Consider the following 24,047-nt stretch of genomic DNA (forward strand, 5'->3'; position numbering starts at 1 on the left):
ATTAACAAAATACATAAAAATAAATCTTACTTGACAAATTGGTAAATATAAGTTATATTATCAACTAATTTTTAACAATTATGTATTATGGTATTAATTTATATGAAATTAAGTACTAGTTCAAACATTAAATTACAAGATATTCTTAGCACGTCGGGTATCGCATGTATGTTAGGTTCAAATATTGCCTATAATGTAATTAGTGCTCATTTTAGCAATAAAATTAAAAACCACTTTTCTAGTTTTTTACGAAGCTCTTTATTCAATAATTCTCCTATTATTAATTCAAAAACATTTTTAGGTCATCGAGATTTGCGGTTTGGCTGTATATTTTTATTATCTAATATTTTATTATTAGGAATTAATAATTTTATTCTAACGTTTAATAAGGAAAAAACTAAACAAAGGTTTAGTCGTTTCCGAATAGAAAATCTTAACATAAGTCATAATTTAGATGAAAAAGATATAGAAAACTGCTTTGAAAGTTATATAACAAATATTCATTCCCTAACTGAAATTATTGTACCAATATTTTATTTAGCTTCAGGAACTAATATTAATATAGTGCTTTTTTCACAATCAGATAAAATAATTTCTGTTTTATCAAAACTATTTATAATGATATCTTCATATATAATAGATAAGTTTACTAATACATATGATAAATTAAATAAAGATTTGGTCAGTGGACTACCTAATAAAATTCAAGTTAATAAACTAATTCAATCACAAGAAGTCAGTTATTTCAAAAGTAAATTATTAATCCTTCAAAAACAAATAGAAAAAATTTCATTAAATTCAGTAATGGTTAAAGAAATAACAGGGGTAATAAATATTATAATTTCAGTAACTTCAAATTTAATAAATTTTCTTGTGATGTATAAAACTTCCAACGATAAAGCTGAATTAGTAATAAAATTTTTAATGAATAAAATTAATGATACGATTGATGCTTATAATAAATACGCTATATGCGACAGATCTGTAATAAGTACACTTAAAGACGACTTTAAAGTACTAAATATTTTAAAGAATGGTAAGATTATAAATGACAAAAATCTTAGTGATGAATTAAATTTTGAAAATTCTCCTGGAAAATTAATGTATATAGAAGGTTCTACTGGTTCAGGTAAAACCACGCTTTTGAATGTATTATTTAATTGTTCATATGCAAATAATTCAAATAGTGTTATTAAACTTTCACAAGATATGGGAATAGGATATTCCTCAGGTAATGTGAATGTTTCAATCTATGAATGGATGTGTTTAAAAGAAAAAGAGAATGAATTAAATGAATTGAAAGAAAGATATCCAGCAATTTTTGAGAGTGCTATTACATTACTTACTTCTGCAAGAAGAATTGTTAGGGACGGAAAAGATGGTAATATTCAGATTCGATATTTTACTCATAATGAAGCAAATGATATTTTAAGTGGTGGAGAAAAAGCCAAATTAAAATTAGCCAGAGCTTTATTACTAGACTATAAGGTAATAATTTTAGATGAAAGCTTAGAGCAAATTGATTTTACAACACAAAAAGAAATTATTAAAGAATTAGCTAGATTTGCAAAAGAAAAAGGGATTAAAATAATATTTACCCAACATTTTACTACTGATAACATTACTAAATTTAAAGAAGATTGTGGTTTTAATTTTGAGATTTGGAATGTTAATTCTTTTCGAGATGTAGAAAGTTTGAAAAGAATGTTTACAGAAAGCCAAGCAATTTCTGTAAATATCTGAAGATTATTTTACTCTTCAACTTTACGCGCTATTTTATCCATGCAACGACTTACATATTCTGTTACTTCATCGCGATTATTTGGCGCATTGTTTTTATATTCAAACAAAGCGCGAATGAAATCGGAAAAAAGGTCATCAGCAAAATTAATTATATGTTGAACATTATTCTGATTTTCAATATCTACAAATGAATTAAATTTTATTAGGCTAATTACTGCTTTATCACCATGAAGTAAGAAAGAAATTTTAATAATAGGACGTGTTATTTTTAAAATTGTTTTCATTTTAAATTCATTGGTATTTTCATTCTGATAGGTTTTTTCCATCCACCGTACGTTATTAATTACTGTTTGCTTTTCAGAAGCATATGCAAAATAAAGCCTTTCATATAAAAAGCTTACAGCTTCACGTGGATGGTCAATAGCTGCAAATACAGTATTAACCATTTGAATAAGGTATTTTTGAACGAATTCTAGAACTGATTGTTTTTGATCTCTAGTTAACTGAGGCATATTAATTAATAATTACCTTCTTATGTTTAATTAAAGATTCAATACGTTCCATTGTTTCAGGTGATTTTATAAGTTCCATAAAGCATTCTTTTTCTAAATCTAGCAAAGTTTTTTCTGTTATAGCAGAATTATCATTATTAGTAAAAATTTTGCTTAAGCAATTTGCAATTTTCTTCTCATGTGCTTTTAAATTTTCATTTTGAAGAGCTTTAAGAATATTATCTTTAATTAATTGTGTATCAATATGGACGTAAGTAAGTTTATTAGCTTTCGATGTATTTAATAATTCAATTGCATAATTTTTTGCATCAGATAGTAATCTATTTTTATTCATAGTAATACGTGTGTTTTTTGGTAAAATACCTAATTCTATTCCACTAATGGCAGAGTCACTTGTAATAGCATTACGTATTAAATTAAAGTTACTAATTATTTCGTCTGTTGGACGTTTAGTACTAGTGCTACTAAATGTTTTAAGTACTGTTTCTTTACATCCTCCCCAACCTGGAATAAGTCCAATATTAGTTTCCACTAATCCAATTTTTACTTCAGCAAATGCTTGAACAGCATCGGAATGTAAAACTAGCTCACATCCTCCGCCTAAAGTTGCGCCACAAATTGCCGAAACAACAGGTGCTTTAGAATGTTTTAATGCTAGCATGGCTTTTTGGCCATGAGTAATTAATTCTTCTATTTTATCAAATTCTTTTTGTTCTATATATTGTAAAAACAAATTCACATCTGCGCCGGCACAGAAATTATTATCATCATTACCAATAATAATGCCTTTATTGTTATTAGAAGCAATATCAACAATTTTTTCTATCGCATTAAAAGCTTCAATGTCTAATACATGCATTTTTTTTGTTAATTCAAGACATAAAATATTATCACCAACATCCCAGATATTAGCAGATTTATTACTAAAAAGAGGAGAATTGTTTTGTTTTATATTTTCTAGCTTTAAAATGTTTGGAGAGGTTTTAATTGGAATATAAGTATCATCGCTATAAAAAAATTCTTTTTTACCGTGATTCATTGTATAGAATTTTTTATTGCCAATCTGTCTAAAAATATTAGCAGTAGATCTGTTAGCTAATTCTAATTTTATTTTTAACCATTCCCCACCATTTTGCTCGCCTTCTGAAAGTAAATCAATAAGCTCAAAAGGACCATATTTCCACCCGTAGCCATTTTTCATAGCCATATCAATATCGTAAATGCTAAAAGCTGCTTGTGGGATTAGTGAAGCTGCATAGTTTAAAGTTGAGGCCATTGTGCGCCATGCAAACCTAGCATAATTTGCAGGATATTCTAATAATTCTTTTAATGAATTAAATTTTGGTAATTCACTTTTTTGATCCAAAAGTTCATATTCACCAGTTTTTAAATTCATAGCATATTGTGTAACGGTTTTATCCTGATTTTTTATAATCTTATAAAATCCTGCTTTAGCTTTTCTTCCTAATAAACCTTCATTTATCATCTTAGGGATTATCGAAATTTCCTCATTACATAATTTAGTATAATCGTCTTCTTTATCTAAATTTTGTATAATTGACTGTGTAATTAATGGCATTAGATCAATGCCTATTAAATCCCATAATCCAAATACCCCTGTTTTAGGAATGCCAAAATAATCAGCAAGAATTTTATCTGCAATATTAATAGGTATATTTTCTTGAATTGCTTTTCTTAGAGCAACTTCTAGCCAATAACATCCGATTCTATTAGCAATAAATCCAGGAGTATCTTTGCAATTTACAATTTCTTTGCCAAGTTTAATTTCACAAAACTCCTGTATAGTATGGACTACTTCACTTTTGGTATGTGTTCCCACAACTAATTCTAAAAGAGTTAAGTAACGAGGAGGATTAAAAAAGTGGGTAATTAAAAAATTTTCACAAAAATCTTTATCGAAACCTTCAATAAGGCTAGTAAGAGGTATAGTAGAAGTATTTGACGATACAATAGTATCATAACGTTTGTGAGCAGATATTTTTTTATATAATTCACGTTTGATGTCAAGTTTTTCAGTTACAGCTTCAATAACCCAATCAACATCCTTAAGTAAGTCTAAATCATCGCGTAAGTTTGCAGGTGTAATTAAACTTACTAAATTTTTACTCATTAAGGGTTTTAGAGGATTAGTAAGTAAATTTTGAATAGCTTGCTTTGCAAGAGAACTTGGATGATCTTTATCGGGAGTAGCTATATCATATAAAATTACTGGTATATTAGAATTAGCAATGTGAGCTGCTATTCCTGACCCCATTACACCTGATCCAATAACTGCTACTTTTGATATATTATTTAATAACATTCCTATTCCACTATATTAATCATAAACTGGTTTAAGGGTACAATATAAGGTATTTTATTTTTTGTTACCCAACCCTTAACACTTATTTTTTTACTTAATATATCATCTTTTTTGTAAGATTGTAAAAACTTTTTCCAAATTTCTTTACTAACTTTTAAATATAGTCTTTTGTTGTCTAAATTTAATTTTATAAAATCATTGTCATTAAAAATATTTTTTACATAACCCTCGTAAATTATAAAATTATATTCAGGAAGTTGATCTTTATAATTATATATTTTAAAGTTATTTTGCCAAAAACCCAAATTATTTTTAATAGCTTGCTTTTCGCAATCTCCTAATTTTTTTATAATTTTTTCAGACGTAAATTTATCAGGGTAGAAAATGGCTTTTCCACTACAAATCAATTCTTCCTGTATAGAAAAATTGTTATTATTTATATATAATAATCCGCTTTTTAAACCTTCGAAATTTATAATTTCGTCCGTAACATCTAAAGAGGTAATAGTAAAATTATCAATAACATATCTGTCTTTTAAAAAAATATAACGTAAGTGATATTCACTTCCGTTATATTTTATATTATAAGCTATACTAGTTTTAATAAATAGAAAAAATAATAGTAAGAGATTAATTAGAGCTCTCAACATTTATTTCAACTCGGTCTAAAGGTAAACCTTGGTTAGTTTTATCTTCTCCCATGGCTTGAACGGTAATAAGAGCATGATCTACATTATTTTTAATTAAATATTTACGTATTTCAATTACCCTTTGTAAAGAAATTCTTCTAGCGCTACCTTTATGATTTAATTCTTTATCATTTTCACTTGCATAACCAACAACCCTAATTCTTGCTTTTGGGTTTTGATAAATTTTTTGTAAAATTTTATCAATTTGAGATGTTTGTTGTTTAGTTAACCCCGTTTCTGCTTGAGAGAAAGTAATGATATTTTCTTTATTTACAATAGTAGGGGTGATTTTTACTTCTTCAATTTTTGAAGGTTCAGGTTGTGCTTCAGGTTTTTTTGGTTCCTCAATTATTTCAGCAACCTCTTTTTTTACTTCTGTGCCTGGCGCTTGTTCTTTAATTTCTGTTATTTCTTTTTTGTTTTCGCCTTTTTGTAATGTTTTATCTTCTATTAAAGTTTTTTCAACAGGTTTAGGCTCTTCTTTAATAATTTCTTCTTTTTTAATTTCTGGAGTTTTCTCTAAGGTTAAGTGCTCAGGTATTAAAGTTTTTTCCTTAGGTTCAGTTTTTAATTCGATAGGTGCAGGAGTTTTATTTAATGTTACAGGAGCTTTTTCTTCAACATATGGTTGAGGTGAGGTTGGTTGTGGCTCTTTTATTATAGGAGTAATAAATTTTTCATGAGTTACAACGCTTTCCTGTTTTTCTATTTTATTAGGGATCTTAATCTTAGCATCAAGTTTTTCACTAGGCTTTAAAGGCGCTACTGGAAGTGGGTATTTTTTACGAGATTTTTTTTCTTTATGTTTAACTCGTTTATTATGCTCAATTTTATTTTTTTCTTCTTCTAATTTTGCTTCTTTTTCAATAAGTAAAGGTAGATGTTTTGGTTTTCTTTCTGCAAAAGAAATTTCTTCTTCAATTTGTACTGGTTCTTCAACTTCTTGTTTTGTAAGGCTTTCTTCTTTTATATAAGGTTTATTATCTTCTAAAATAATAGGTATTTTACGCTCTTTAATTTCCTTGATTACTATTTTCTCCTCAGCTTCTTCAGTTTTATGGTTTGGGAAAGTAGGGAATTTTTTATGACGTAAAGCGATTTTTTCTTTTAATTCAATAGCTTTTCTAGTTTTTTCTTCTTTAATCTTGATGCGTAAATTGTTTAATACTGAAAAATCAATTTTTAATTCTGTATTAGCATTATCAGCGAAAGCAGTGGTATAAAAAGCAGCTAAAGATATACTGGTTAACAAAGATTTATACAATTTGTGTTTATTAATTAACATAAGCTTTTTACCATTAGATTATAATATATAATATTTTTATCTTATAAATTACTGCTAATTCTGTGCAAGTAGATAAATTTAGTCAATAAGAAAGTATATTAATTAATAATTTTTTTAATATTGTGGGTTTTTAAGGCTCAATAATTCTTTAGTGTTAAATATTATTAAATATAAAATATTATTAGATATAAAATATTATTGACATACGCTTGTAATTATGGTTAAACTCTCCGCAACTTTGTCAATTTAAATGGGTTTGTAGCTCAGGTGGTTAGAGCGCACGCCTGATAAGCGTGAGGTCGGAGGTTCAACTCCTCCCAGACCCACCATTTAAATAAAAGATAGAAAAATTAAAATTTATCTTGTAAAAACTTAATTAATTTGTATGATAACAGCGTTAAAAATTGTTAATTTTAGGAAAACTACACTTAAAATTGAATATATTGCAAAATTTGTTTGGAGAAATAATTAATGCCATTATACGAAACAACCTTTATAGCTCGCCAAGATATAGCGCCAAGCGAAGTTGACAAGCTTGCAGATCACTACACCAATATTATTGGTGAAATGGGTGGTAAAGTGGTAAAAAGAGAATATTGGGGATTAAGAAGCTTAGCATATATCATTAAAAAGTCTCGTAAGGGTCATTATATAATGCTTGGAATCGATGCACCATTTGAAGCAATTAAAGAAGTTCAACGTTTAATATCAATTAATGAAGACATTATTCGTGAAATGACTGTAAGAGTTGAAGAAATTACTGATGAGCCTTCAGTGATTATGAACCAAACTTCAAAAGATGCTAGCCCATATACTGGTGCTAATAATGAAATAGAATCAGAAATTGAGGAATAAGATGAGTGATAATCAAAGTGCTCAAATGGCTAATTACGCAGTACGTAAGCCTTTCTTCCGTCGTCGTAAAACTTGCCCGCTTTCAGGCCGTGGCGCACCAAAAATCGACTATAAAGATATTGGTTTATTAAGTCGCTTTATATCTGAGCGTGGAAGAATTTTACCAAGTAGGATTACTTCTGTATCAGCTAAGAAGCAACGTGAATTAAAAGTTGCTATTAAAAGAGCAAGAATTCTAGGGCTTTTACCATTTGTAAAGAAATAGATTAAAGGTTTATTATGGAAGTTATTTTATTAGAAAAAGTTAACAAGTTAGGAAATATTGGTGATACCGTTAAAGTTAAAAATGGTTTTGGCCGTAACTTTTTAATCCCACGTGGAAAAGCTATTAGAGCTACTGAAGATAATGTTAAGTTATTTGAAGCAGGAAAAGCTAAAATTGCTGCTGAAAATTCTCAAAGAAAATCTGAAGCTGAAAAAAGTATTCAGCAATTACCTAAGTCTGTAATAATTATCAGACAAGCAGGTGAAGATGGAAGGTTATTTGGATCTGTTAATGCGCGTGATATCGCCGCTGCAATTAATGAATCTTCTAAAGTTGAAATAAGTAAGACTCATATTTCTCTTACAACAGTTGTAAAATTTATTGGTCAATACCAAGCAAATGTTATCCTTCATCCAGAAGTTATTTCAAGCATTAACATTAATGTCGCAAGATCATTAGAAGAAGCAGAACTTAATGCGAATAAAGAAGAAAATACCGAAGAATAAACTTTTCTAATTTATTTATATATTTTAATAAAAAAGGGCTTATAATAATAAGCCCTTTTTTATTATGCTCTTAGCTATTTAATAATTATAAATTACTAAATTTAAATTGTGAAATAAGAATGTTTATAAAAGATGTTAGAAAATTTATAAAATCTTATATTTAAAAAGCAAAATCAAAAACTTATCAAATTTTACTATAGCCCTCGGATTTGTTGTTAGTAATTTAGAACTACCTAATACTATATGTAGTAAAATTGATAAAATACTCATCTTCTCAGTAACAAGTTTAAGTTTTAAGTTTCCTAATGAAATTATTTTTAAAATTAATTTTGCTGTAACATATTGAAAATTATAATATTATAAAAATACTTATATTTTTAATTTAGGTTTTTTAGTTATGGATGTACAAAAATTAGATATTATAAATCAATATATTAATGCTTATAATTCTTTTAACATAGATGGAATGTTAATCTTATTTGCTGAAAATTGTATTTTTGAAACTGTAACTAATTCTGATAAACCAGTAAAAGTTACAGGTAAAAATAATTTAAAGGAACTTGCTACAACGTCTGCAAAATATTTTGAAGTCAGGGAACAAATCATTAGAAATTATATAATATCTGAAAATAAGGCTTGTATTGAAGTTGAATTTAGAGGGAAGCTTGCGTCTGAATACAGCTTAAAAATACAAGGAAGTAATAAGAATGGTGGAAAAGTTCAATTACTTGGTGTTTCAATTTTTGAATTCAATTCTAAAAATGAAATTGTTATTCTAAGAGATTATAGTTAAATAGCAGGTAAAGTTTAAACTTTACCCACTATAGATACTTTATTTGTATAAAGATAATTTTTTAGTAAGTTCACTTACTTTTGACCAATCACCAAATAGATTTAAGCCAAAAAACACCAAATTTTCTTGGTTAGTTTCTGCAGTTCTTTCAATTTGTTGAACGAATGTTCCTGCGATCATAGTATCAAGGAATGCTCTATGTTTAATATCATGTTCTTTAGCAAGATCATAAATTTTTCTAATTTCACTAGATTTAGCTCTTAAAATAATAAATGGTATGCGAGAAATTTTTGGATAAATAAATCCATTGTTGTCTATATAATCATCAAGCAATAAATCATTTTCTCCAATTTCTGCTCCTAACGCAACGCTCATATGAGCGACTGCATTTAATGCTCTTCCAGGTTCCAAGTCCTTATTAATTATAGCTACCGATTTGTTTGGAAACATAAGTTTACCTATAAACATGTTGAATAAAATAAAAAAAAATGTGAAGGGTAGGGGTATATATTATGCGGCTAAGCCGCAAGGATAAGGAGGGTAAAAACTGAGGTTTTAAAATTAAATTCTTTCATATTAATGTATATATATTATATTAAATGAAAATTCAAGTTATTTAAATATTGAGGGCAGAAATGTTTATTAAATATCTTCTCATTTTCTCATTAATATTCACGAGCATAGCTTGTGCAGAAAGCAAGGAAGTAAAATGTTCTAAACTAAAAGGCATATGGAATGAAAGATGCCAAGATATTGAATTAGAAAAAAATATTGGTAAATACTGGAAAGAAATGAAGCAATTTTATTTTGATCTTCAAGTCTTTGTTAAAAACAATGATAAAAAATCCTTATCTAAAATGATGGAATATCCATTTACGCTTTTTTATCCGAGTAAAGATGCAACCGAAGATGACTGGCCAAGAAAACTGGAAAAAATAGAAATTAAAGATGAAGAAGAATTTATCAAAAAATATGATTTTATATTTACAAAAAATTTGAAATGGGCGCTTAAAAATCAGAGATATCAGGATTTACTCATTTTTAAAAATGTTTTGCATTTACATTATCAATACGGGGATATTGTAATTTCAAAAGATTGCGACTTTTCTAAAATCTCACATGAAGAATGTTCGGTAATAAAAATATTTTATATCAACAATGATATAGTACCTTTACCTCAGAATAATTAAGGAAAAAATTATGGCCGCTAAAATAAAATGGACACAAGAAAAGAGAAATTTATTAGTAAAAAATGAATTATCCGACCAGGAATATGAAGATATTTTATTTGAATTTATTAAAGCAAATGAAGGGGTAGAACGATTAGCTTATGACGATGGTAAAGGGAAAATTACCGTTGGAATAGGTTTTAATATGAGTGATGCTGCATCTAGGGTAAACTGGATAAGAGCTTTTAAAAAAGCTGGGATAGAAGTTTCTTTTGACGATGTGTATAATAATAAAAGAGAATTAAACGAAAATGAGATTAAAGCACTATATAACTATTCAGTAAATATAAGAAGAGATGAATTAATTCAAAAATATGGTAATGATTGGTACAAGCTTAAACCTAATGAAAGGCTTGCAATAGAGGATGCTTACTATAACAGTCCTAAATTAGTTTATGAAAAAACAAGATTTTATAAACATATAAAAAATTATATAAACAGTGGTAAGAAAGATTTCTTAGAAGCTGCAGTCTATGAATTAGAAAAAAGATCAAACCCAGAACAAGACTCTAATTTAAAAGAAGGAATCCAAAATCGTCGTAACGTTGAATCAGAAATGTTAAAAACTTACGAAACACCATGGTTTAAAGAAAATAAAGATTTAAATAGCTCCTTAGAGCAGCAGTATGATAATTATCTTTATAAATTAATTATAGGTAATAAAGAGGAAAGGTGTTCTGTTTATGATAGTAAAACAGGCAAATCAATACCACCTAATAATTATTTACCAATTAAAGGTGATATAATGATAGGGTGCGATTTTAATATGAATATGCCCAATGCTAAAAAAATATGGGATGAAATATTTAATACGGATGGAAATCAAGTTTCCTTTGATAACGTTTATAATGGAAATATGATGTTAAGTTTTATTGATGTAAAAAAACTTCATACAGGACTTATTAAAATCAAAGAAATAGAGCTTTTAGAACTATTTGGTGAAGACTGGTTTAAGCTAAAATTAAACGAGCGATTTGCGATAGAAGTTGCATATTATAATAATGATAAGCCAATTAATAAGGGAAGTAATTTTTATAAAGGTATAAAAGATTATATATCTACACAAAATAAGACTACATTTAAAAATGCATTAGCAGAATTAAAAGAAAAAGTTGAATATACTAAGATTGATAGCAATGAAGTTTTTTATCAAACATATGCTAAAAAATATGGATTTGATATAGAAAATGATAAAGAAATAGACGGATTTTCATTAAAAATAGATAATTTAGTTAATAAAGAAAACTTAAATACCTATGTTAATGAAGGGGAAATTAGTTCTAATTGGTATCACTCATAAGTGTTTTTGATTCTTATATTGAAAATTTAAGTAAAAAGCTTATTATAAACGCTTAATTAATTATATTTTATAACTTTTAAAAAATAACTGATTAGTCATATATTATAATTATTTGAAATATCTCTCCAATAAAACAAAAGTGAAATTATGTTAACGTTGAAATTTTATAATAGCCTTACTCGTAAGTTAGAAGAATTTATTCCTCTTAATCCTAGCCAAGCAAAAATGTATGTATGCGGTCCAACAGTTTATGATAGGCCACACATTGGAAATGCTCGTTCAAGTCTAGTTTATGATCTTATATTTAGGTTATTAAAATATATATACGAAGATGTATTATTTGTAAGGAATATTACAGATGTAGATGATAAAATAATTGTAGCTTCAAAAGAAAGGAATATTCATATTAATGACCTAACTAAAATTATTACTAAAGATTTTCATGATGATTTAGATTATTTAGGGTGCCTACGTCCAAGTGTTGAGCCTAAAGCGACTGAACATATTAAAGAAATGATTCAAGTTATTGAGAAATTAATTGAAAATGGTCATGCATATACTGCAAATGGACATGTATATTTTGATGTAACAAGTGATAAAAATTATGGAGAACTTGCCGGTAGAACTTTAGATGAAATGATTGCAGGCGTAAGAATTGAAGTAAGTGAAAATAAAAAACATCCTGGTGATTTTGTGCTTTGGAAACCAATGGATGAAGAGGATAGTGAAGACTCAGTATTTGATAGCCCATATGGGAAAGGTAGGCCTGGCTGGCATATTGAATGTTCAGCTATGAGTATGAGATATTTAGGACAGAATTTCGACCTTCATGGTGGAGGTGCTGATTTAATGTTCCCACATCACACAAATGAAATAGCACAAAGTACATGCGCATTTCCTGGAAGTGAATTTGCAAAATATTGGGTACATAACGGTTTTGTTACAGTAAATGGCGAAAAAATGAGCAAGTCATTAGGTAATTTTTTAACCGTATATGATTTGCGTAATAAAAATATTGATGGGGCAGCTTTAAGACTTGCACTACTTTCAACTCATTATCGTAAGCCTTTAGATTTTAATGAAAAAACTTTAAGCGATGCAGAAAAAACACTAAGTCATTTTAGAAGAACTACTGAAAATGTTCAGATAAGTAAATTAGATGAGGAATTTATTAGACTTCTTGCTGATGATTTAAATATTTCTGAAGCTTTAGCGTGGATGCATAGAATTGAAAAAGAAGCTAGGACAAATAAAGAGGCAGCAGAAAAGCTTAAAGGTGCAATTGAATTTATAGGCATTGATTATTCAACTAAACAGCAAATCTCAACCCTTACGGATATACAAATATTAGAATTAATTCATAAAAGATCTGAAGCTAAAAAGGCTAAAAATTATTCCTTAGCTGATAATATTAGAAATGATTTATTAGCACAGGGTGTTTCATTAGAAGATACCGCAGAAGGAACTATTTTTAGGAGAAAATAAAATGAAAATAAGTTCATTTGAAGACATTTCAAAAAATTACGATCTATTTTTATTAGATCTATGGGGTGTTATTCATGATGGAACTAATTTATATCCAGGTGTTATAGAATTTTTATATTTTTTAAAAGAAAATAATAAAAAAGTGCATTTTATTTCAAATGGACCAAGACGAAGCGAAAAAGCAATTGTTACTCTTCAAAACCTTAATGTTTCGTCCAACTTATACAACGCTTTAACTACATCTGGTGAAACTTTTTATCAATATTTAAAAAAGAATTTATTAACTCATATAATAAACCCAAAAGATAAAAATTATTACTTTATTGGTACTACAAAAGATTTAGGAATGATAGATGATTTAGGCTATCAAAAAATTGAAAATATAAATGAAGCAAATTTTATTCTTAATCATGGCCCATTTTTTGATGAAAGAGATAGAAATATTGAAGAAGAAGTTTTTAAACCTGCGATAAAAGATCAAAAAATAATGATTTGCGTAAATCCAGATTTAGTCGTAGTGAAACAAACGGGAGAGGTTATCGATTGTGCAGGTAAATTGGCCGAAAAATACATAGAGCTAGGTGGAAAAGTTCAATATTTCGGCAAGCCTTATAAAGAAATTTATGAATATATTGTAACTGAGTATAAGTTTCCTTTAAATAAAGTTTTAGCTGTTGGAGATAGTTTTTATACGGATATTCTTGGAGCTAATAATTATGGCATTGATTCGTGTTTAGTTACGCAAGGAATTTTTGCAAAAGATGTAGGGAGTAATATCAGTGATGAGCAGGTCTTACAAAACTATAATAAATTATGTGTAAAATATAAAGCTAAACCAACATATGTAATTCATGATTTTAAAGAATTTAAAAAATATAAAATGTAAAATCAATACTACCGCGCTTAATTTAAAAGAAAGCGATTTTGTTGATTATAATAAAAACATAGAATATTTAACAAACACGGAAATTGAAAATTTAATTTCTGTAAATGAAGCAATAAAGCTAGTAAATAGATTCCATAGTTATTTTCATTTTGAACAATCTTATGCTTATAATTTATTGGCAGATTGTTACTTTCTTTTACAAGATAAACAAAAAGCAATAGAAATTTATGAGAAAGCCATATTTCAAGATCACTTAAATACTATAGCTATAAAATCATTAATATTTGCGTCTGATACTGAAAATAGTAAGCAAAAATATATAGCTCAGTTAAGTAAGCTTAATGAAAATTATGAAATAAATTTTAATAGCGATTTATTACTAATTCGTACTAATAAAGGTTATGCTCCTCAATTTCGATATGAAAGAGAATATATAAAATTTGCTACTTTAAATTCTGAGGTGTTAGTACAAAATAAAGAAGTAGATTTATTAGATAAGGCTATAAAGCTTGTAGAAATAAAAACTTTTACTGAAGCTAAAAAAATATTAGATATTTTAAAAATTAATTCACACAGGAAAAATATAGCAGATGCTTTAATTGCCCTTAATATTGAAGATGTTGAAATTGCTATTAAATATTTAAAAGAAGCAGTTATAAATTTAGAGGCAAGGCATAAAAGTTACCATCAAGAAGCTTCTTTAATTTATCTGAAGAGAGCTAGCATTTTTAAAAATTTAGGAGAAATTGAGCTTTTTAAAAATGACTTAGTTAAAGCAAATGATTTAGATGTTGAAACCTATAATAAATTTGTATTAGAAAGAATCGAGTAATATTCCATTTTCCAAATAATTTACTATTTGCTGATGGGTATATTCTGCTGATAAATTCGCATTAATTACCACTATTCTTTCTTTAAAAATAGTTGCTAAATGAAGGAATTTTTCTTGAATAAGTAAAAAATCTTCCTTAGTCATTTTATCAAAACGATTTTTGTTTTGAGGGCGAGCGTCAATTCTACTAATTGTCTCACTAATATCAGCTATAAGAAGAAAAGTTAAATCTGGGAAAAAATTATCGGTAGTAATCTTATGAATATTTAATATCTCATCCATTGCTACGCCATTTAAACCCTGATATACGATAGTAGAATCTATATAACGGTCAGAAATAACAATTTTACCTTCGCTTATACTAGGTTTTATTAAATTATTAATATGTTCAACCCTTGCAGCTTGAAATAATAAGACTTCTGTCAAAGCTTCAAAATTGTTTTGCAAAATAAGGTTTCTAATATTTTCGGCATTAGGTGTGCCACCAGGTTCACGAGTCTTTACAGTATTAATTCCTTTATTATTAAGATATTTACCCAATAATTCAGCTTGGGTGGATTTACCGACTCCGTCAATACCTTCAAAAGTAATAAATTTTGGGTAATTTTTCTGCATTCTTTATTATTAATTGGTTAATTTATTGCCAAAAGGAATATACTAGGTTATTAATACGGTGTTTACAAACTAAATTTTATATTTTTTTCTTTAATAAATGTCACGAGATTAGTATAATGCCTAACAAAATTGAGAAATTGCTTGTAAATAAAGGTATTAAGCTTACAGAGCAAAGAAAGATAATTGCTCAAGTAATATCTGAATCTAGCGATCATCCAGATGTTGAAGAATTATATAGGCGCGCCTCACAAATAGATAGAAATATAAGCATTGCTACAGTTTACCGTGCTGTGAAGCTATTTGAAGAGGAAGAAATTATTGAAAAACATGATTTTCGTGACGGTAGAGCGAGATATGAAGAAATTCAAGAATCTCATCATGATCATTTAATTGATCTAAAAACAGGTAAGGTAATTGAATTTCAAAACGAAGCAATTGAAAAATTACAAGCTATTATAGCAAAAGAATTAGGTTATAGATTAGTCGATCATCGACTTGAATTATATGGTATCCCATTGGAAGAAGAGGAAAAATGAAAGAAGCTATTACTGATATGCAAGCTAAAAAGAAATTAATGATAGTTACTTATGGCTGTCAGATGAATGTGTATGATTCGATTAAAATGGCAGATTTAATGCGACCATTTGGGTATGAGCAAACCGAACAGGTATCTGAAGCAGATATGGTAATTTTAAATACTTGCAATATTAGAGAAAAGGCAGCGGAAAAAGTTTATTCAGAACTTGGCAGAATTAAGCAGTTTAAAGATAAGAAGAAAGCGAATGGCAACAACATGCTTATAGCTGTAGCAGGTTGTGTAAGCCAAGCTGAGGGTGATGAAATTTTTAAACGAGCACCTTTTGTTGATATTGTAGTAGGTCCTCAATCTTTTGCAACCTTACCAGAACTTGTAACAAAAATTATCCGTGATCACGATAAACACGCTATAAATCTTGACTTTGTTTCAGACTCAAAATTTGATGCGCTTCCTGAAGAAGCAGCTCCTCAAGGATTTTCAGCATTTTTAACTATACAAGAAGGTTGTGACGTATTTTGTAAATATTGTATCGTCCCTTACACTCGTGGCGCAGAATTTTCTCGTCCAGTTGAACAGATTTATAGGGAAGCAAATAGGTTAGTTGAGCAAGGGGCTAAAGAAATTACATTACTTGGTCAAAATGTATCGGCTTATCATGGAATTTCAACTGAAGGCGAAATAAGCTTACCAAAACTTATAAAAATACTTGCTAAAATCAGTGGATTAGAACGTATTAGATACACTACTTCGCATCCTAGTGACATTAATGAAGAATTTTTTGAAATTCATGGAAGTGAACCAAAATTAATGCCGTTTTTACATTTACCTGTTCAGTCCGGTTCAAATAAAATTTTAAAGGATATGAATAGAAAATATACAAGAGAACAATATTTTTATGCTATAGAAAATTTAAGAAAAGCACGCCCAGATTTGAGCTTTTCTTCTGATTTCATAGTAGGTTACCCTGGAGAAACTGACCAAGATTTTGAAGATACAATGGATCTTGTGCGCCATGTAAATTTTGCTCAAAGCTACTCATTTAAATATAGCAAACGTCCTGGAACTCCTGCCGCTATAATGGATAACCAAGTTCCTGAAAGGATTAAAGCAGAAAGACTTGCAAAACTTCAAGAACTTATAAGCTTCCAACAAACAGAGTTTAATAAAAATTCTATAGGTCTTATTATGCCAGTATTATTTGAAAAAACTGGTAAATATGACGGGCAATATGTTGGAAAAACTCCATATATGCAATCAGTTCATGTGAAATCTGAAACTAATTTAATAGGCAAAATATTAGATGTAAAAATCTCTGAATTGTTTTCAAATTCACTTGCAGCAGAATTGGTTAAGGAAGATGCTTGAACTAAGTATTGATTATATTAGTAAAACTAAAATTTCTGATATAATTAGCGGTTACAAAAAGTTAGTAGATGATATTGTAAAACTTACAATTAAAACATCTAATAAACTTAAAAAAGCTAATATAATTGAGCTTTCAATTACGATATGTGATGATAAATATATACAGGAATTAAATAGGGAATATAGAAACAAAGATAAACCTACAAATGTGCTTTCTTTCCCTGCGCATGATTTACTTAAGCAATCTGTAGATTCATATATATTTAATAACTATATATTACTCGGTGATATTATACTATCAGTCGATACATTGAAAAAAGAAGCAAGGGAAGAGAATAAGCTTATAAAGAATCATTTTATCCATTTAATGGTTCATTCGACTTTACATTTATTAGGTTATGATCATGAAATAGAAGAAGATGCATTAATAATGGAAGGATTAGAAGAGAAAATATTAGCTTTAAAGAATATACCATCACCTTATAAAGAAAAATAAAGAGGAAAATATGAAAAATAATACATTAAATTTAGCTAATGAACTTAAAGACTTACTCGATAATGAAAAAGGAGAAGAGATCCTAGTTGTTGATTTAAAAGGAAAAAGTGATTTTGCCGATTTTATGATTGTAGCAACAGGTTTGAATAAAAAGCATGTGGCAACACTTGGTGAAAAAATAGCACAGCACATGAAAACAAATTATAAAACTATTGTTAACGTTGAAGGATTAGACGAAGCAGAATGGGTGTTAGTGGATTGCTTTGATATAATTATACATATATTTCAACAACCTATTAGAGAACATTATAAAATTGAAGATCTTTGGAATGTTAAGCTTCCAAGAGAATAAATAATAATTTAAAGCTCTAAAAATCAATAGCTTAAATTTATAAGTCTATAATTGCCTATAATAAATTATTACATATATATAAAATATGTTAAAATATTAATATAAATGTAATAAGTTTAGGTTATTGAAATGGTTACTACTTTAAATAATGAGCTTAATTCTAAAATACAGAAAAAAGCAGAAGATTTAGTTCAAAATAAATTAAAGCGCCTTGGCGGTTCAATTGTTAGAAATGTAGCAACTATCGATGTCATTATAAATCATCTCTCTGAGGATTTGCATTCAGCATTTTCTAAACAGGGGTTAAAAAATACTGACTCTAAAGAGATTATTGAAAATAATTTAAAAAAAGCTTTGATAAAAATGCACGGCTTCGATGAGCAAAGCTACTATGAATTAAAACAAAAACAAGATGACTATAAAAACCTTCCACGATATGAAATATTTAAACAAAATCTTTTTTCCTCACGTGGTGAATTCTTAGAATATGATTCTCAAAACACCAAAACATTTCTTAAAGAAGTAACTAAAGTATTAGAAGCGTCTGAAGAGGAGCCTTATAATATTGATGTTAAAAACGTTGGAAAACTAGGTATTGAAGATGTAGTTGGACGCGATCAAATATTTGTTCAATATAAGGAATATTTTAAAAATCTTAAAGCGCCATTACAAGAAAGCGATAGAGAAATATTAGAAATAGCCGAACTATATTTTGATGCGCGTGAATCAGATTTAAAAGCGCAATTAAAAGTAGCTAGATCGAATAGTATGGCTGATCCCTTAATTCAAAAAATTTTTGATATAAAGGAACTTGCTGAATTAGCGGATAATAAGTTAAACGAATTAAATAGCGAAATAAAATTAAGCAATGAAAGAGGAAAAGGAGAGTTATTATCACCTAAAGAGAAAGAATTTATTAAATGCCTTCATCATTTAAATAAAGGTCGTTATTTAACTTCCTCTGAAAAAGAATTAGTAGGTGAAATGCTAAATAAAATCGCAGGCGATAAAGATTTTAATAACAGGCTTTCAAAAGTACTTAAAGAAAAAGATAATTACTTTGTAACTAAATATAAAGGTGGAATTGATAAAGCAAGATCATTTAGTTTTAAAGTACAAAAAATAGAAAAATATGAAGCAATAGCTAATAAAATTAAAAATAATGAGAAGCTTACAATTACTGATTTAGGTTATATCGATCGCTTAGATGATATGAGTGAGCTTATAAACGAATTTAAAGATAGAGATGTACCAATAAATAATAAATATATGGATATGATAATTAATTTTAAGGAAACAATTGCTCAAGTTAATCAGGAATATACCAAATCATTAAATACTGGTGATGTCACTTTAACTAAAATTAGTAAAGCAGAAGAATTTAGAGATAAAAAATTTAAACCAGGAATTCCTGGTTCATCTTATGAAGCAGAAATTGGTTTAACTAAAAAATTTGTATCAAAATATAAGCATGCTGCAAATATAGTTAAAAAAGATGATAATTTAAAAGTTTCCGAAATTTATAGTGAATATGCAAAAACTCAAGCTTCAATGAAAGATTTAGTTGAAAGTGACGTATACAGAGTTGATGTAACTAGTTTAATTTCACCACAAATTAAAAATCAACTTCAGAAAGAAGGTTTGAATATAAAAGAATTAAATGATGTATTTCAATATAACCAAAATGAAATGCACAAACAATTAAAGAGTAATTTTTCTGAAGTTGAAAACAGTAATAAAATGCGATTTATGGCGGGCATCAAAGATTTAGGAGTGGTGAAAGCTTTTAGAAAATTAAATCCTTATAAACATAAAAGAAACGATGCAGCTATTCATGAACAATATTTTTCAGATATTTCTACAAAAGATAAAAAATTCTGTTCGCAAATGGTTGCAGAAGGAATAATTGCAACAGTTGTTCAAATGAACAAACAAATCGAAGCAAGATATGGAGTAAAAGATGCGATTAAAATTCCTTTTGAAAAAACTGTAAATACTAAAAATATCCATCCAGAGAAATTACAAAAATTACTTGATAAAGCAGGTTGTTTAAAAAAAGTTAGTTTATCTGAAGGGTTAAGAAATTTAGTTGATTTAGGTTATGATAGTTTGGATATAAATAAATTATCACAAAGTAAAAGACAGGAAGTGTTTTTAAAAGCAGTTAGGCAAGAAGATCACGATATTTTAAATAAATTTTTTGATCCAAAAAATGTAGCTAATTTTAATAAGAAAGGATTTATTTCTCCTAAAATTATGGATAAAGCCATAAATATGGCAATAGAAAATGATAATTTAGATTTATTAACTAAACTTATGAACGCTGAACCTAAATTGAGTGAAAAAACTGCTACTAAATTACTTCAGTATTCTTTAGAAAAGTTTTCTAATAATGATCTTGATCCATTAACCGCGGCAGAAAATATTGCCAAAATTTCAAAAATTCAAAGACTTGCTATTGAATCTTTAGATAAAGATATTGAAAAGGGTAAAGCTAAAAAAATTACGTCTAACCTTGTAAAAACTTCCCAAAAAGTAGATGAGAAAAAATTTGAAGGAATATTAGAGGATTTAAAAAGTGGCTTAAGTGAGAAAAGTAGAGAAAAACTGGTTAAATCAATTGATAAATTAAAGGTTGATAAAAAGAAAACTACCTCTAAAAACTCTACTGTTAGTAAAGATAAGATGAAAGAAATTTTAGAAAATAGTAAAGCTAAACGGTAAGTTGAAATTATTAATTTATGTCAATCAGTAGTTTAAATAGTGTGAGATGAATTTAATTAAAAATTATATACACCTTACATTTTAGTTATGTTAATATTTTAATATCAGCGTAGATTATTAAGTTTAGAATAAATTTAAAGTTTTAAAATTATTATAAGAAACTATGTAAGTATTCTGAATTATATTAGTATAAAAAATTAGGAAGGGTAGGCAAGAAATTATAACTATTAAATTCCAAATTGCATCCCAAAACATATTAAAGACACATTAACCGCAAAACTTAAGTTCCTAATCAAGTTTTTATAAGTGAAAAGGAGTATAAGAATGAGAAATAATAAAATCAGTAAAGTTAAAGTAGCTAAAATTAATTTTAAGTTTATTAGCGTAAGCATGATAAGTTTAATAATTATTAGTAGTATATGTTATTTAACACGTTAGTCCTTGATCGGGGTCTAAATTAGTATTAGACCCTTACCTTTTCCTATCATTAAATTCTTTTATCATCAAAAAACAGTAACTTAAAATACTAGTTACTATATAAAAAATAGTTTATAATATTATATATAAGTAAAAATTTTAATATAGATGTAATATTATGAAAGTTACAAAATTAAGCCAAAAGGAAAGAGAAAAATTATTTTTAGAAGCTGTTGATCAAACTAATAAAGGAATGAAAGATCGTCAAGCTGTTCTAAATGATTTTTTAGATCCGAATAACAAAAAATACTTTGATGATAAAAAGAAAGAATATCTTTCTGAAGAAGTAGCAAGTAAAGCTATGGAAAGTTTAATTAATAAAAAAGATACTGAAGCCATATGGAAGCTTACTCAAATTCAACCAAAATTAAATGAACAGGCAGCTTCAAAATTATTACAATATCAACTTGAAAATATGAATAATCCTCCGCGTGGAGTACCAATGTATGAACATATGAGTCAAATGACTTCTATTCAAAAATTCGCTAAGAATAGTTTACTAAACAAAATTGACCAGGGTAAAACTGATGAAGTGCATAAAGCAGTTGAGAATAATGTTATTAAAGGTAGTAATCTAACTAAAATGATTGAAGGTCTTGAAACACCTGAAGCTTTAACTACAGTAAAACAATTAGAAAATATTACTAAATCATTAGGGATGGATGTAAAAGTTGAAGTTTCAAATGCACAAAATATTGAAGGTGTAGGAAAAGGTACGGAAATTAAGGTAAAAAGTGGTAAAATTGAAAATTCAATAACAACCCTTGAATTAACTGAACCTAAAAAAAATATTCAACCTCAGAAATCTCAAAGTCAAGAAACAGTTACAAAGCTACCTGAGCAAATTAAACCACAACAAAGTAATAAACCAAAGGAACAGTCAAATTTTTATGATAGGCTCGCTCAAACTGAAGGTTTTACTAATGAAAGAAAAGCTGAAATGAATGCTTTAAAAGATAGAGTAAATAAATCGGTTGAAAGATATAATGCTTATAAAGCTTCTCAACCTACAATGGAAGAAAAAATTCAACAATTTCATGAAGATTCTAAAAAATTTATGGAAGACCTTAGAACAGAGACAAAAGCTACCTTTGAAAAAATAGAAAACGACAGGAAGAATGCAAAGCCTCATTGGATTGAAGAAGTGATGGATAAAGCTCAATCTCTTAAATCTCAGGGTTTAAAAGAAGTTGATGATAAAAAGCCTCAAAATAAAACTAACGATAAACAGGCTTTAAAAGAGTCGATGAAAACTTTAAATGATAAAATGAAAATAGATGATTCACAGCAAAACTCAAAAAGCACTTCAATGAGCACTGCTAAATTAAAAGAGAATAAAGAAAAGAACGATATAATAAAAAAATAATTATTAAATATCGGCTGTTTCTAATTGGCTATATTTAGCTTTAACGTAGTTTTCTACTATTGTTTTAAATTCTTCGGCAATTGTTTCGCCGCGTAAGGTATATGCCTTTTCACCATCAATAAATACCGGTGCTGTAGGTGATTCACCAGTCCCAGGTAAACTTATACCAATATCTGCATGTTTACTTTCACCAGGGCCATTTACAATACAACCCATTACAGCTACTTTTAAGTTTTCAACTCCTTTGTATTGTTCTTTCCAAATGGGCATCGAAGAATCTAAGAAGGTTTGAATGTTTAAGGCCAAGTCTTGGAAAAATGTGCTAGTAGTTCTGCCACAACCAGGGCAAGCTGTTACTTGCGGGGTAAAGGTTCTAAATCCTAATGATTGTAATATTTCTCTACAAACTATAACTTCTTGTGACCTTGGTTCGCCAGGACGAGGGGTAAGTGAAACTCTAATTGTATCCCCAATTCCTTCTTGCAAAAGTACCGATAAAGCTGCAGTACTTGCAACAATACCTTTAACTCCCATTCCTGCTTCTGTAAGGCCTAAATGTAAAGCGTAATTTGAACGATTAGCAAGTTCTCTATAAACTGCTATTAAATCTTGCGGGCGGCTAACTTTACAAGAAAGAATAATCTGTTCTGGTTTTAAACCTAATTCAATAGCTTTGTCAGCGCTTGTAAGAGCGGACATAATTAAGGCTTCTCTAAGTATACTATCAGCATCAACAGGATTACTACTTTTAGCATTGTCGTCCATTAATTTTTGAGAGAGTGCCTGATCTAGGCTCCCCCAATTCACGCCAATTCTAACTGCTTTTTGGTGTTTAATTGCAAGGTTAATTATAACTTCAAACTGTTTGTCTCTTTTTTCACCAAATCCAACATTTCCTGGATTAATACGATATTTATCTAAACTTTCAGCAAGTTCTGTGTAATCGGTAAGAAGTTTATGGCCATTATAATGAAAACATCCTGCAAGGGGTACATTATAACCTAAAGATAAAAGTTTATTTTTAATTAAAGGTATTGCTTTAGCAGCTTCATCATTATTAACGGTTAAACGTACAATTTCAGATCCTGCATCAGCAAGTTCAATAACTTGTTTAACAGATGATTCGACATCTGCAGTGTCAGTGTTTGTCATGCTTTGAAGCACAATAGGTGAGTCGCCACCAACATAGACATTGCCAACTTTTACTTTATGAGTTTTGTGACGTTTTATTTCAGGAAGAGCTACCATGGTATACCTTAATATTTGGTTAATTATGATATTAAAACTAGGTGAATTGGTCAAGGTTTTTAATGGTTAATGAATTTGTCATAAATAATTGTCTTTACTGTCAAAATCCTAGTTTAGGTTCTACTTTAACAAATTTATATAAAAATAATTGTAAATTATGTTA

General features: G+C 28.1%; 23 protein-coding genes and 1 tRNA gene. 17 read left to right on the plus strand and 7 right to left on the minus strand.

Going from position 1 to position 24,047, the window contains the following annotated elements:
- The first annotated feature begins 102 nt into the window (after nucleotides 1–102).
- On the plus strand, nucleotides 103–1,743 hold the full coding sequence (locus J0H68_08630; GenBank protein MBN8828758.1) for an ATP-binding cassette domain-containing protein: 1,641 nt from the start codon (nucleotides 103–105) through the stop codon (nucleotides 1,741–1,743).
- Nucleotides 1,744–1,751: 8 nt separating this feature from the next.
- Here the strand turns inward: J0H68_08630 and J0H68_08635 are convergent, their stop codons facing one another.
- The 4 genes from J0H68_08635 to J0H68_08650 are packed head-to-tail and all read right to left on the minus strand — an operon-like array spanning nucleotide 1,752 to nucleotide 6,552.
- Nucleotides 1,752–2,255: a hypothetical protein gene (locus J0H68_08635; protein MBN8828759.1), complete on the minus strand. Its 504-nt coding sequence runs from the start codon at nucleotides 2,253–2,255 to the stop codon at nucleotides 1,752–1,754.
- 1 nt (nucleotide 2,256) lies between these two features.
- A complete protein-coding gene (locus J0H68_08640) occupies nucleotides 2,257–4,578 on the minus strand; it encodes an enoyl-CoA hydratase/isomerase family protein (protein ID MBN8828760.1) in 2,322 nt (773 codons plus the stop codon).
- 2 nt (nucleotides 4,579–4,580) lie between these two features.
- Nucleotides 4,581–5,228 carry a hypothetical protein gene (locus tag J0H68_08645; protein MBN8828761.1) on the minus strand — a complete coding sequence of 216 codons (648 nt, stop codon included), beginning with the start codon at nucleotides 5,226–5,228 and terminating at the stop codon, nucleotides 4,581–4,583.
- Nucleotides 5,209–6,552: an OmpA family protein gene (locus J0H68_08650; protein ID MBN8828762.1), complete on the minus strand. Its 1,344-nt coding sequence runs from the start codon at nucleotides 6,550–6,552 to the stop codon at nucleotides 5,209–5,211. The genes J0H68_08645 and J0H68_08650 overlap by 20 nt, the downstream gene beginning before the upstream one ends.
- Before the next feature lie 252 nt (nucleotides 6,553–6,804).
- Here J0H68_08650 and J0H68_08655 point away from each other — a divergent pair.
- The 5 genes from J0H68_08655 to J0H68_08675 all read left to right on the plus strand — a co-directional run bounded on the left by J0H68_08655 (nucleotide 6,805) and on the right by J0H68_08675 (nucleotide 8,971).
- Nucleotides 6,805–6,881, plus strand: a tRNA-Ile gene (locus tag J0H68_08655).
- A 142-nt stretch (nucleotides 6,882–7,023) separates the two neighbouring features.
- On the plus strand, nucleotides 7,024–7,407 hold the full coding sequence (gene rpsF / locus J0H68_08660; protein MBN8828763.1) for a 30S ribosomal protein S6: 384 nt from the start codon (nucleotides 7,024–7,026) through the stop codon (nucleotides 7,405–7,407).
- A gap of 25 nt (nucleotides 7,408–7,432) precedes the next feature.
- The gene (locus J0H68_08665) at nucleotides 7,433–7,672 is read left to right on the plus strand and encodes a 30S ribosomal protein S18 (protein ID MBN8828764.1); all 240 of its coding nucleotides are present in this window, start codon (nucleotides 7,433–7,435) and stop codon (nucleotides 7,670–7,672) included.
- A gap of 14 nt (nucleotides 7,673–7,686) precedes the next feature.
- Nucleotides 7,687–8,178, plus strand: a complete 492-nt coding sequence (gene rplI / locus J0H68_08670) for a 50S ribosomal protein L9 (GenBank protein ID MBN8828765.1) — start codon at nucleotides 7,687–7,689, stop codon at nucleotides 8,176–8,178.
- A 397-nt stretch (nucleotides 8,179–8,575) separates the two neighbouring features.
- Complete coding sequence (locus J0H68_08675) at nucleotides 8,576–8,971, plus strand: nuclear transport factor 2 family protein (GenBank protein MBN8828766.1); 396 nt, start codon at nucleotides 8,576–8,578, stop codon at nucleotides 8,969–8,971.
- A gap of 39 nt (nucleotides 8,972–9,010) precedes the next feature.
- Here the strand turns inward: J0H68_08675 and J0H68_08680 are convergent, their stop codons facing one another.
- Entirely contained in the window at nucleotides 9,011–9,421 is a 411-nt protein-coding gene (locus J0H68_08680) for a DUF2000 domain-containing protein (protein ID MBN8828767.1), read from the minus strand.
- A 185-nt stretch (nucleotides 9,422–9,606) separates the two neighbouring features.
- Here J0H68_08680 and J0H68_08685 point away from each other — a divergent pair, with 185 nt between their 5' ends.
- The 5 genes from J0H68_08685 (at nucleotide 9,607) to J0H68_08705 (ending at nucleotide 14,703) form a co-directional block, all read left to right on the plus strand.
- The gene (locus J0H68_08685; GenBank protein ID MBN8828768.1) at nucleotides 9,607–10,161 is read left to right on the plus strand and encodes a hypothetical protein; all 555 of its coding nucleotides are present in this window, start codon (nucleotides 9,607–9,609) and stop codon (nucleotides 10,159–10,161) included.
- A gap of 10 nt (nucleotides 10,162–10,171) precedes the next feature.
- Nucleotides 10,172–11,500, plus strand: coding sequence for a hypothetical protein (locus J0H68_08690; GenBank protein ID MBN8828769.1), 1,329 nt, complete (start codon nucleotides 10,172–10,174; stop codon nucleotides 11,498–11,500).
- Nucleotides 11,501–11,647: 147 nt separating this feature from the next.
- Nucleotides 11,648–12,985, plus strand: a complete 1,338-nt coding sequence (locus J0H68_08695) for a cysteine--tRNA ligase (GenBank protein MBN8828770.1) — start codon at nucleotides 11,648–11,650, stop codon at nucleotides 12,983–12,985.
- Between the two features lies 1 nt (nucleotide 12,986).
- A complete protein-coding gene (locus J0H68_08700) occupies nucleotides 12,987–13,871 on the plus strand; it encodes a TIGR01459 family HAD-type hydrolase (GenBank protein MBN8828771.1) in 885 nt (294 codons plus the stop codon).
- The gene (locus J0H68_08705) at nucleotides 13,837–14,703 is read left to right on the plus strand and encodes a hypothetical protein (GenBank protein MBN8828772.1); all 867 of its coding nucleotides are present in this window, start codon (nucleotides 13,837–13,839) and stop codon (nucleotides 14,701–14,703) included. Before J0H68_08700 ends, J0H68_08705 begins: the two co-directional genes overlap by 35 nt.
- Here the strand turns inward: J0H68_08705 and tmk are convergent.
- Nucleotides 14,686–15,318, minus strand: coding sequence for a dTMP kinase (gene tmk, locus J0H68_08710; protein MBN8828773.1), 633 nt, complete (start codon nucleotides 15,316–15,318; stop codon nucleotides 14,686–14,688). The two genes, J0H68_08705 and tmk, sit on opposite strands and share 18 nt — an antisense overlap.
- Nucleotides 15,319–15,434: 116 nt before the next feature.
- Here tmk and J0H68_08715 point away from each other — a divergent pair, with 116 nt between their 5' ends.
- From J0H68_08715 to J0H68_08740, 6 genes are all read left to right on the plus strand, one after another.
- On the plus strand, nucleotides 15,435–15,854 hold the full coding sequence (locus tag J0H68_08715) for a transcriptional repressor (protein MBN8828774.1): 420 nt from the start codon (nucleotides 15,435–15,437) through the stop codon (nucleotides 15,852–15,854).
- A 17-nt stretch (nucleotides 15,855–15,871) separates the two neighbouring features.
- Complete coding sequence (gene miaB / locus J0H68_08720; protein MBN8828775.1) at nucleotides 15,872–17,221, plus strand: tRNA (N6-isopentenyl adenosine(37)-C2)-methylthiotransferase MiaB; 1,350 nt, start codon at nucleotides 15,872–15,874, stop codon at nucleotides 17,219–17,221.
- Nucleotides 17,214–17,717, plus strand: a complete 504-nt coding sequence (gene ybeY / locus J0H68_08725) for an rRNA maturation RNase YbeY (protein ID MBN8828776.1) — start codon at nucleotides 17,214–17,216, stop codon at nucleotides 17,715–17,717. Before miaB ends, ybeY begins: the two co-directional genes overlap by 8 nt.
- Before the next feature lie 10 nt (nucleotides 17,718–17,727).
- Nucleotides 17,728–18,069 (plus strand): ribosome silencing factor, encoded by a 342-nt coding sequence (rsfS, locus tag J0H68_08730; GenBank protein MBN8828777.1) that lies wholly within the window; start codon nucleotides 17,728–17,730, stop codon nucleotides 18,067–18,069.
- Nucleotides 18,070–18,198: 129 nt separating this feature from the next.
- Entirely contained in the window at nucleotides 18,199–20,793 is a 2,595-nt protein-coding gene (locus J0H68_08735; GenBank protein MBN8828778.1) for a hypothetical protein, read from the plus strand.
- Nucleotides 20,794–21,388: 595 nt separating this feature from the next.
- The gene (locus J0H68_08740) at nucleotides 21,389–22,636 is read left to right on the plus strand and encodes a hypothetical protein (GenBank protein ID MBN8828779.1); all 1,248 of its coding nucleotides are present in this window, start codon (nucleotides 21,389–21,391) and stop codon (nucleotides 22,634–22,636) included.
- A gap of 3 nt (nucleotides 22,637–22,639) precedes the next feature.
- On the opposite strand, the gene ispG is transcribed toward J0H68_08740, so the two are convergent.
- Complete coding sequence (gene ispG / locus J0H68_08745) at nucleotides 22,640–23,884, minus strand: flavodoxin-dependent (E)-4-hydroxy-3-methylbut-2-enyl-diphosphate synthase (GenBank protein ID MBN8828780.1); 1,245 nt, start codon at nucleotides 23,882–23,884, stop codon at nucleotides 22,640–22,642.
- Nucleotides 23,885–24,047 lie beyond the last annotated feature (163 nt).

The organism is Sphingobacteriia bacterium (assembly GCA_017304685.1).
Taxonomy (GTDB): domain Bacteria; phylum Pseudomonadota; class Alphaproteobacteria; order Rickettsiales; family 33-17; genus JAFKLR01.

What these genes read in the sequence shown, in the direction of transcription:
- J0H68_08630 (MBN8828758.1), top strand. Translation starts at nt 103, where the DNA reads ATGAAATTAAGTACTAGTTCAAACATTAAATTACAAGATATTCTTAGC.
- J0H68_08635 (MBN8828759.1), bottom strand. Translation starts at nt 2,255, where the DNA reads ATGCCTCAGTTAACTAGAGATCAAAAACAATCAGTTCTAGAATTCGTT.
- J0H68_08640 (MBN8828760.1), bottom strand. Translation starts at nt 4,578, where the DNA reads ATGTTATTAAATAATATATCAAAAGTAGCAGTTATTGGATCAGGTGTA.
- J0H68_08645 (MBN8828761.1), bottom strand. Translation starts at nt 5,228, where the DNA reads ATGTTGAGAGCTCTAATTAATCTCTTACTATTATTTTTTCTATTTATT.
- J0H68_08650 (MBN8828762.1), bottom strand. Translation starts at nt 6,552, where the DNA reads ATGTTAATTAATAAACACAAATTGTATAAATCTTTGTTAACCAGTATA.
- rpsF (MBN8828763.1), top strand. Translation starts at nt 7,024, where the DNA reads ATGCCATTATACGAAACAACCTTTATAGCTCGCCAAGATATAGCGCCA.
- J0H68_08665 (MBN8828764.1), top strand. Translation starts at nt 7,433, where the DNA reads ATGGCTAATTACGCAGTACGTAAGCCTTTCTTCCGTCGTCGTAAAACT.
- rplI (MBN8828765.1), top strand. Translation starts at nt 7,687, where the DNA reads ATGGAAGTTATTTTATTAGAAAAAGTTAACAAGTTAGGAAATATTGGT.
- J0H68_08675 (MBN8828766.1), top strand. Translation starts at nt 8,576, where the DNA reads ATGGATGTACAAAAATTAGATATTATAAATCAATATATTAATGCTTAT.
- J0H68_08680 (MBN8828767.1), bottom strand. Translation starts at nt 9,421, where the DNA reads ATGTTTCCAAACAAATCGGTAGCTATAATTAATAAGGACTTGGAACCT.
- J0H68_08685 (MBN8828768.1), top strand. Translation starts at nt 9,607, where the DNA reads ATGTTTATTAAATATCTTCTCATTTTCTCATTAATATTCACGAGCATA.
- J0H68_08690 (MBN8828769.1), top strand. Translation starts at nt 10,172, where the DNA reads ATGGCCGCTAAAATAAAATGGACACAAGAAAAGAGAAATTTATTAGTA.
- J0H68_08695 (MBN8828770.1), top strand. Translation starts at nt 11,648, where the DNA reads ATGTTAACGTTGAAATTTTATAATAGCCTTACTCGTAAGTTAGAAGAA.
- J0H68_08700 (MBN8828771.1), top strand. Translation starts at nt 12,987, where the DNA reads ATGAAAATAAGTTCATTTGAAGACATTTCAAAAAATTACGATCTATTT.
- J0H68_08705 (MBN8828772.1), top strand. Translation starts at nt 13,837, where the DNA reads ATGATTTTAAAGAATTTAAAAAATATAAAATGTAAAATCAATACTACC.
- tmk (MBN8828773.1), bottom strand. Translation starts at nt 15,318, where the DNA reads ATGCAGAAAAATTACCCAAAATTTATTACTTTTGAAGGTATTGACGGA.
- J0H68_08715 (MBN8828774.1), top strand. Translation starts at nt 15,435, where the DNA reads ATGCCTAACAAAATTGAGAAATTGCTTGTAAATAAAGGTATTAAGCTT.
- miaB (MBN8828775.1), top strand. Translation starts at nt 15,872, where the DNA reads ATGCAAGCTAAAAAGAAATTAATGATAGTTACTTATGGCTGTCAGATG.
- ybeY (MBN8828776.1), top strand. Translation starts at nt 17,214, where the DNA reads ATGCTTGAACTAAGTATTGATTATATTAGTAAAACTAAAATTTCTGAT.
- rsfS (MBN8828777.1), top strand. Translation starts at nt 17,728, where the DNA reads ATGAAAAATAATACATTAAATTTAGCTAATGAACTTAAAGACTTACTC.
- J0H68_08735 (MBN8828778.1), top strand. Translation starts at nt 18,199, where the DNA reads ATGGTTACTACTTTAAATAATGAGCTTAATTCTAAAATACAGAAAAAA.
- J0H68_08740 (MBN8828779.1), top strand. Translation starts at nt 21,389, where the DNA reads ATGAAAGTTACAAAATTAAGCCAAAAGGAAAGAGAAAAATTATTTTTA.
- ispG (MBN8828780.1), bottom strand. Translation starts at nt 23,884, where the DNA reads ATGGTAGCTCTTCCTGAAATAAAACGTCACAAAACTCATAAAGTAAAA.